Here is a 7,219-nt window from a genome sequence, read left to right as displayed (position 1 = left end):
CTGTTCGACTACATCGAGGTCTTCTACAACCAGCAACGCATGCACTCGGCAATCGGCTACGCTGCGCCGGCTGAGTTCGAAAGAGCAGCGGCGTAGTCAACCTGTCCACCGAACCGGATCACGCCCAGTGAACGGTTACGACCAGGGAAGTCACCCTCCCCTCGCCCCCACAGATCCGGACGTGCAGAACAACCGCATCCTGCTCTTCGGCTCATGGGTTTGCTGCGAGAGTGCGGTAGCGGTGGATGGATGCGTACAGGCGGCAGCGGGTAGCGTTGAAGCAGCCGTGCGCATCCTGTTAGCGGTCTTGTGGAAGCGAAATTTCCTGATCATCAGGTCGGCCGGACTTCCAGGTCTCATGGCCAGTGCGGACTGTCTCACTCACGTTGGCAGAGAGGGCCTGCTTAAACGGGATGTGCATCTGCACCAGCGACCTGTAGCAGGCCTGCTGTCGCAAGCGCCAGCGGACCGGGGTTGGAGGCTGACAGGCTCGAGCGCCAACCCCGTTAGACTTCCTCGAACTCCGCTCCTGAGACCTTCGCGCGCTCCAGGGCCGCCTTGATGTCCTCTGAAACGACGAGAACTCCTGACCATCCCCAGGTGCGGAACACCTTGGCGTCACCCACCTTCGAGCGGTCAATCCGCAGTCCATAGACGCTTCGGTATTGCCCGAGCTTCTCCGGCCGTCCATACTCGGGCTTCCAATACAGCACCTCTTCCGAGGCCTCGTCGTCGATGCATCGGACAAGCCGTGTCGCCACGAGAATGAGGTACTCATCCGGGCAGCCTTTGATATCCACGGGTACCAGTTGAACGTCATTGGGTGACAACTCCGCGAAGAGCGTGGCCGCCCTGACATGGACAACGGGAGTCATGCCAGCGCCCGCGGTGCTGTAGTCCAATCGCATTCCAGCCTCGTCAGTCGGAATCACCAGGCGCCCAGAGACCTGTGCGGGCCGTCCAGATGTAAATTCCCTGAAGTCCTCCAGCTCGCGACCCTGGCTGTCCAGAGGTTCGTCCAGGGACCACTTCCCGCGCCGCATTTCCGGCTTGAGCCTGAAGTATCGAGATGGCTTCAGCATGGTTGAGTGCCTGCCTGCGTCCCATGGCTACGGCCACAACCGGGCCCATGAGCTGGGGCCTTCGCACGGCGTTGCCACCGCGCGCCCCGGCGCTGTCCCCTACCCCGCCTCGCGCTCCGGCCCGTAGTCCTCCGCGTCGTCCGGGAAGGGCACGGGCGCCTCATCCTGGAACGAGCTGGGCAGCAGGCTGAACGGCAGCAGCTTGGCGAGCGCGGCCAACAGCAGGAATCCCCCAGGCGCCGCGAAGATGGCGAGCGCGGGAATCGCCTTCGCCACGTCGATGAGCTGCGCGCGCATGCGGTGCCGCTCGTCCTCCGTCAGCTTCTGCCGCCGCGCCAGCTTCGTCACCAGCACCGCCAGGTCGCCCGTCTCGCGGACCTCCTGCATCAGCCGGTAGAAGTTCTTCTCCAGCGTCTCCTGCATGCCGGCGACCATGTCGTCGCCCATGGCACTCGCCGCGTCCCTCACGGTGAACACGTCGACGATGGAGCGATGGCGCGCGTAGAACTCCGCCATCTCCAGCTCCAGACGCCGCAGCTCCTCCTTCGGCACATGCAGCGCGTCCGCCAGCTCGTCGATGAAGGCCCGCTCCCGTCGCGTGCGCCGCCCATCCACCAGCGCCGCCAGCAGCGTCTGCTCCAGCAGGAAGTGCCGCATGTCCACGCTGCGCACCTGGCGCACCACGTCCCGCACGGAGCGCCGTCGCTCGAAGGACTGCTTCACCGCCGCCTTCAGCTCGGACGCCATCGCCGCCGACAGCTTCAAGTCCTCCACCTGCTTGAGGATGGCCCGACGCGCGGGCGTACTCGGCTGCCGGTCCACACACGCCAGCCCCGTCAGCACGTCCACCAACAGCGCCTTCTGCTTCGCCGCGAAGTCGGAGCGCCGCCGCACCTGCTCCTTCAACAACCGCCCGCTGGCGAAGTAGTCAATCGCCTGCCGACAGAACAACTGCGCATCCGCGTACTGCGCGCCGTTGTGCAACACCAACCCATACACCGGGTCCCCAGCCAGCGTGGGCTCGCGCTTGCGCAGCGCCGCCTCCACCTTCGCCGTCTGCCGCTTCGTCACCGGCTTGCCCGCCGCGAGCTGCTCGGCCAGCGTCGACGCCAGCTCCAGCTCCCCCGACAACACCGAGAAGAGGACCAGGAGCTGCTCGCCCCGAGGCCCGGTCGGCGCGCCCACCTGCCGCGCCAGCTCCAACGCCAGCGTCGCCAGCGTGCGCAGCACCGCGTGGAAGAGCTGCTCCTCCAACGCCCGGGCCTGGAACTCCGTCTCCGGCCCCGCCTCCAGGGACGCGGGAGGGTCCGCCGGAGTGCCGTACAGGAGTCCACTCGCGCGAAGCGTGCGCCGCAGGTACGCCCGGGCCCGAGCGCGGCCCGAGCCCAGAGGCAAGGCGGTCTCCTCCGAAGCGGGCGTGCCCATGTGAGCGGCGACCGCTTCATTGAGGAGCGGAGTGAGCCACCCCGCCTTGCTGAAATCCAACACCGGAACACCCCCGGACCCGCCCCATGACGGTCTCGCGGATGTAACCCACCCGCCCCCGGGATTCCACCCACCCCACGGGGGATTGACCGGCCGGAGTCAGCGGCACCAGAACCGGGACTTCTACGAGCCCGGAACAGTGCCGCCCCGGACGATAGGCCCGACCTACAGCGCCGTGGACTTCCCGGGCTCCAGGTCCACCACCTTCGCCCCGCCGCGCAGCTTCTTCAGCTCACCCTTCAGCGCGTCCGGAGTGCCCTGGAGCAGCGGGAAGGTGCCGTAGTGCATGGGGACAATCGTCTGCGCCTTCAACAGCCGCGCCGCCTGCGCCGCCTCCGCGGGGCCCATGGTGAAGTGCCCGCCGATGGGCAGCATCGCCACGGTGGGCTTGAACTGGGTGGCGATGAGTTCCATGCCCCCGAAGGTGCCGGTGTCACCCGCGTGGTACAGGGTGGGACCCTTCTCGATTTGAATCACGTACCCGAGCGGCGCACCCGCGTACTGCGACGGGCCCTTGGGGTCCGCCTGGTAGCTGCTGGAGTGCACCGCCTCCACCAGGTGGATGGTGGCGTCCTTCACCTGGAACGTCCCGCCCGCGTTGGCGCCCACCGCCTGCGCCTCCGGCAGACCCAGCAGGTTGACCAGCTCGAAGGAGCCGAACACCTTCGCGCCTGTCTTCTGCGCCAGCGCCTTCGTCTCGCCCACGTGGTCGAAGTGGCCATGGGTGACGAGGATGGCGTCCAGCGCCTCCGGCTGCGCCGCGTCCTTGGGCGCCTTGGGGTTGGTGAGCCACGGGTCGATGGCAATCACCGCGCCGCCCGGGGTGCGGACGATGAAGGCCGCGTGGCCCCACCACGTCACCTCCGTCTTGCCCTTCGCCGCGGCCGGAGCCTTCGTTGCCTCCGCCTTCTTCGGCGCGGCGGCGTCCTGCGCCTTCGCCTCTCCCGCGAACGTCAACAGCGCACCCACAGCGACTGCCACGAGCTCGTTCCGCATGGTTGGTTGTCCTCTCTCGGGTTCAAAGAATCACGACGTGACGCCGGGGTGCCCTCACGGCACGCCCCAGCCGAGCCGCCGCTTGGCACTGTCCGGGCGGCCATTCAAGGGCCTGTGCATACCGCCTGCCCCCGGGACGACAGATGCCCCGGCCGCCGAGTCACCGCAATCTCGAAAAAAATCCCCCAGGAGGTTCCTTCTCCGCCCGGGCCGTCCCGTGGGCTAACGTCGGAACAGCCGTGGACCACCGATTCCAAGTCAGCCTCCGCGGGGTCATCGACCTCCTGTCCCACCACCTCTACAGCTCCCCGGGCGTCTACCTCCGAGAGCTGCTCCAGAACGCCACCGACGCCATCCGCGCCCGGCAGCACCTGGAACCGGAACACAAAGGCACCGTCCGCCTGGAGCTGGTGGAGAAACAGGACGGCGGGCCTCCCACCCTCGTCTTCAGCGACGACGGCGTCGGACTGACGGAAGAAGAAATCCACCGCTTCCTGGCCACCATCGGCGAGTCCTCCAAGCGCGAGGCCCTGGAAGACCGGCGCAAGGACTTCATCGGCCAGTTCGGCATCGGCCTCCTGTCGTGCTTCATGGTGTGCGACGAGCTGCTCCTGGTGACGCGCTCGGCGCGCGGAGACGGACGCACGCTGGAGTGGCGCGGCCGGCACGACGGCACGTACGCCGTGCAGGTCTCCGAGCACCCGCTGGAGCGGCCGGGCACCCAGGTGTTCCTCGTGGCCCGCGCGGACATGGTGGAGTGGTTCGCCCCGGAGCGGCTGCGGCAGCTCGGTCGTCACTATGGCGGCCTGCTGCCCTTCCCCATCCAGCTCACCATCGGCGCGGAGCAGGAGCGGCTGGATTTGGATGGCGCGCCCTGGCGCCGCGACTACGAGAGCGCGGGCGAGCGGCGCAAGGCGATGCTGGAGTACGGGCGCGAGGTCTTCGAGACGGACTTCATCGACTGCATCCCGCTGCGCTCGCAGGCGGGAGACGTGGACGGCGTGGCCTTCGTGCTGCCGGCGTCGCCGCACTTCAACTCCAAGCAGAAGCACCGCGTGTACCTGAAGCACATGCTCCTGTCGGAGAGCGCGGAGAACCTGCTGCCGGAGTGGGCGTTCTTCGTGAAGTGCGTGGTGAACGCCAACGCGCTGCGCCCCACCGCCAGCCGCGAGTCCTTCTACGAGGACGGCGCGCTCGCCCAGGCCCGCGAGGCGCTGGGCCACGGGCTGCGCAAGTACCTGGTGGACCTGGCGCACGAGGACCCTCGCGCGCTGCAGCGGCTCATCGGCCTGCACGGCTTGAGCATCAAGGCGCTGGCGCTGGACGACGACGACTTCTACCGGCTCGTCATCGGCTGGCTGCCATTCGAGACGTCGCTGGGCGTGACGACGCTGGCGGAGTACCGGCGCGCATACCCGGTGGTGCGCTTCGCGGCGACGCTGGACGGGTTCCGTCAGGTGGCGCGGGTGGCGGGGGCGCAGGGGCTGTGCATCATCAACGCGGCGTACACGCACGACGCGGCGCTCCTGGAGAAGCTGCCGCACGTGGTGGAGGGCGCGCAGGTGGAGCCCTTCTCCGCGGCGGACCTGCCGCAGAGCTTCGAGGAGCTGTCGATGGACGAGCGCGACGCGGTCTTCCCGCTGTCGCGCATGGCCGAGCAGGTGCTGGCCCCGTTCCACTGCGGCGTGGTGGTGAAGAAGTTCTTCCCGGCGGAGGTGCCCACGCTCTACAGCGCGGACGAGGAGGGCTCCTTCCGACGTGACGCCGAGCGCGCGCGGGACGAATCCGACGACCTCTACGCCAGCGTGCTGGAGGGCGTCATGGCGGCGGCGGGCGGCGAGCCGGCGCAGTTGTGCTTCAACCTGCACAACCCGGTGGTGCGGCGGCTGGCGGCGGTGACGGACCGGACCCTGATGAAGCTGTCGGTGGAGATGCTCTACGTGCAGGCGTTGCTCCTGGGTCAGCACCCGCTGAACGCGCAGGAGATGACGCTGCTCAACCAGGGGCTCCTGGGGCTCATCTCCGCGCAGCTCGGCACGGGAGGCTCGGGCGGCGGAGAGAATGACGGGGGCGTGGGCTCCGGAGGGCTGCACTGATGGCCGGGGACTGGCGCGAGGAGGCCCAGGCGCTGTGGGACCGCGCGGGCAAGCAGAAGTCCAGCGAGAGCAAGGTGAAGCTCCTGGAAGAGGCGGTGCGGATGGCCGACTCCCACGGAGACGTGGACCTGGGCTATCAGCTCCGCGACGACCTCATCGACGCGGCGACCTTCGGGGGCTACCCGGACAAGGCCCTGGTGGCCTTCGCGTGGTGCCGGGGCCAGCAGAAGAAGGACCCGGAGCGCTTCGAGCCGGAGGGCCTGCTCTGGAAGCAGAAGTGGGTGGTGGGGCGCATCAAGGAGTTCCCCCACATCTCCCGCAAGCAAATCACCGACGCGCTCGACGACATCGAGCAGTGCTTCACCAAGGTGGATGCCGGCAAGCGCTCGGCGCTGAAGCTGCGCTACCAGACGGCGCGGGACATGGGCGACGACGCGGCGGAGGTGGACCGGCTGTGGGCCGCCTGGCTCGCGGCGCCCCGGGACCACCTGACGGACTGCCGCGCGTGCGAGCTGGATGACGAGCTGGACCACCACGTCGAGCAGGGCGAGTGGGAGCAGGCGCTGCGCAAGGCGAAGCCCATCCTGGAGGGGCGGGTGCGGTGCGCGGAGATTCCGCACCTGACGCTGGGCACGCTGCTGTATCCGCTGTTCAAGCTGGGCGAGCTGGAGCGGGCGGCGGAGATGCACCGCCGGGGCTACGGCCTGACGTCGAAGAACCGCGACTTCCTGGCCACCATGGGTGACCACATCGAGTTCCTCGCGCTGACGGGCAACCTGGCGCGCGGACTGGCCCTGCTGGAGAAGCACCTGGAGTGGACGCTGGACCACGGGAGCTTCAACGACCGCTTCGTCTTCCTCGTGGCAGCCACGTTCCTGCTGGAGCGCGTCAAGGCCGCGGGAGACCGGGACGTGGTGAGCCTGCGGCTGACCAAGGCCTTCCCCGAGCACCGCGCCGACGGCGGCTATGAAGTGAAGGCCCTGCACGCGTGGATGCTCAAGCAGGCCAGGGACATCGCCACCCGCTTCGACACGCGCAACGGCACGGACCGCTACGCACGGCGACTCGCGCGCATCCAACGGCTCGCGGAGGAAGTGCGCGAGTTCCCGCTCGATTGACGCGGAAGGCGTGACGCGGGCCGCCCACGTGGCCCCTTGCGCCGACCAGGCCTGCATTGACCACGACTCGGCTTTTGCCGCACTGCGGCCATGAACCAGCCGTCAGTCATTGCGGGCCTCGCACTTCCATCCCATGGACTCGCACCTACCTGGCGTCAACCGTTGACGCCTCACGCATGAGCAGACACGACGCCCCGCCAAGGCATACACCGGCGGGGCGTTGGTCGTGGAGCGGTGGCGTCATGTCACAATCGCATGACACGGCGACAGCCCTCGGACTCCTTGTAACGGGCTTCGCTACAAGCAACCAGGTTGTGTATCCGCGAAGGTGACAACAGTACGCGGGCTGAGGACCGACACTCCAGGCATGTCTGACATGGCACACGGAGTGCTTGGACAGACGACCACCCGTGCACCCTCGCGCGGGCCTCCCCTCGAGGCT

At 68.2% G+C, this 7,219-nt stretch carries 6 protein-coding genes; 3 read left to right on the top strand and 3 right to left on the bottom strand.

What is annotated here, in order from left to right; genetic code table 11:
* Positions 1-96, top strand: coding sequence for an IS3 family transposase (locus tag G4D83_RS20990; RefSeq protein WP_372241176.1), 96 nt, complete (start codon positions 1-3; stop codon positions 94-96).
* A gap of 410 nt (positions 97-506) precedes the next feature.
* Here G4D83_RS20990 and G4D83_RS20985 read toward each other — a convergent pair whose 3' ends face one another.
* The 3 genes from G4D83_RS20985 to G4D83_RS20975 form a co-directional block, all read right to left on the bottom strand.
* The gene (locus G4D83_RS20985) at positions 507-1,082 is read right to left on the bottom strand and encodes an imm11 family protein (protein WP_163866559.1); all 576 of its coding nucleotides are present in this window, start codon (positions 1,080-1,082) and stop codon (positions 507-509) included.
* A 99-nt stretch (positions 1,083-1,181) separates the two neighbouring features.
* Positions 1,182-2,477 carry a TerB family tellurite resistance protein gene (locus G4D83_RS20980; RefSeq protein WP_240356457.1) on the bottom strand — a complete coding sequence of 432 codons (1,296 nt, stop codon included), beginning with the start codon at positions 2,475-2,477 and terminating at the stop codon, positions 1,182-1,184.
* Between the two features lie 255 nt (positions 2,478-2,732).
* Positions 2,733-3,563 (bottom strand): metal-dependent hydrolase, encoded by an 831-nt coding sequence (locus G4D83_RS20975; protein ID WP_163866557.1) that lies wholly within the window; start codon positions 3,561-3,563, stop codon positions 2,733-2,735.
* Positions 3,564-3,802: 239 nt separating this feature from the next.
* Between G4D83_RS20975 and G4D83_RS20970 the strand changes: the two genes are divergently transcribed.
* Together G4D83_RS20970 and G4D83_RS20965 are read left to right on the top strand one after the other, a co-directional pair.
* Complete coding sequence (locus tag G4D83_RS20970) at positions 3,803-5,659, top strand: HSP90 family protein (RefSeq protein WP_163866556.1); 1,857 nt, start codon at positions 3,803-3,805, stop codon at positions 5,657-5,659.
* Positions 5,659-6,777, top strand: coding sequence for a hypothetical protein (locus tag G4D83_RS20965; RefSeq protein ID WP_163866555.1), 1,119 nt, complete (start codon positions 5,659-5,661; stop codon positions 6,775-6,777). The genes G4D83_RS20970 and G4D83_RS20965 overlap by 1 nt, the downstream gene beginning before the upstream one ends.
* Positions 6,778-7,219: the final 442 nt, after the last annotated feature.

This window comes from Myxococcus eversor (assembly GCF_010894455.1).
Classification (GTDB): Bacteria; Myxococcota; Myxococcia; order Myxococcales; family Myxococcaceae; genus Myxococcus; species Myxococcus eversor.
This window is presented reverse-complemented; position numbering and strand designations above follow the sequence as displayed.

Excerpts from the sequence above, each read along its gene's own strand:
- G4D83_RS20985 (WP_163866559.1), bottom strand. The coding sequence starts at position 1,082 with ATGCTGAAGCCATCTCGATACTTCAGGCTCAAGCCGGAAATGCGGCGC.
- G4D83_RS20975 (WP_163866557.1), bottom strand. The coding sequence starts at position 3,563 with ATGCGGAACGAGCTCGTGGCAGTCGCTGTGGGTGCGCTGTTGACGTTC.
- G4D83_RS20965 (WP_163866555.1), top strand. The coding sequence starts at position 5,659 with ATGGCCGGGGACTGGCGCGAGGAGGCCCAGGCGCTGTGGGACCGCGCG.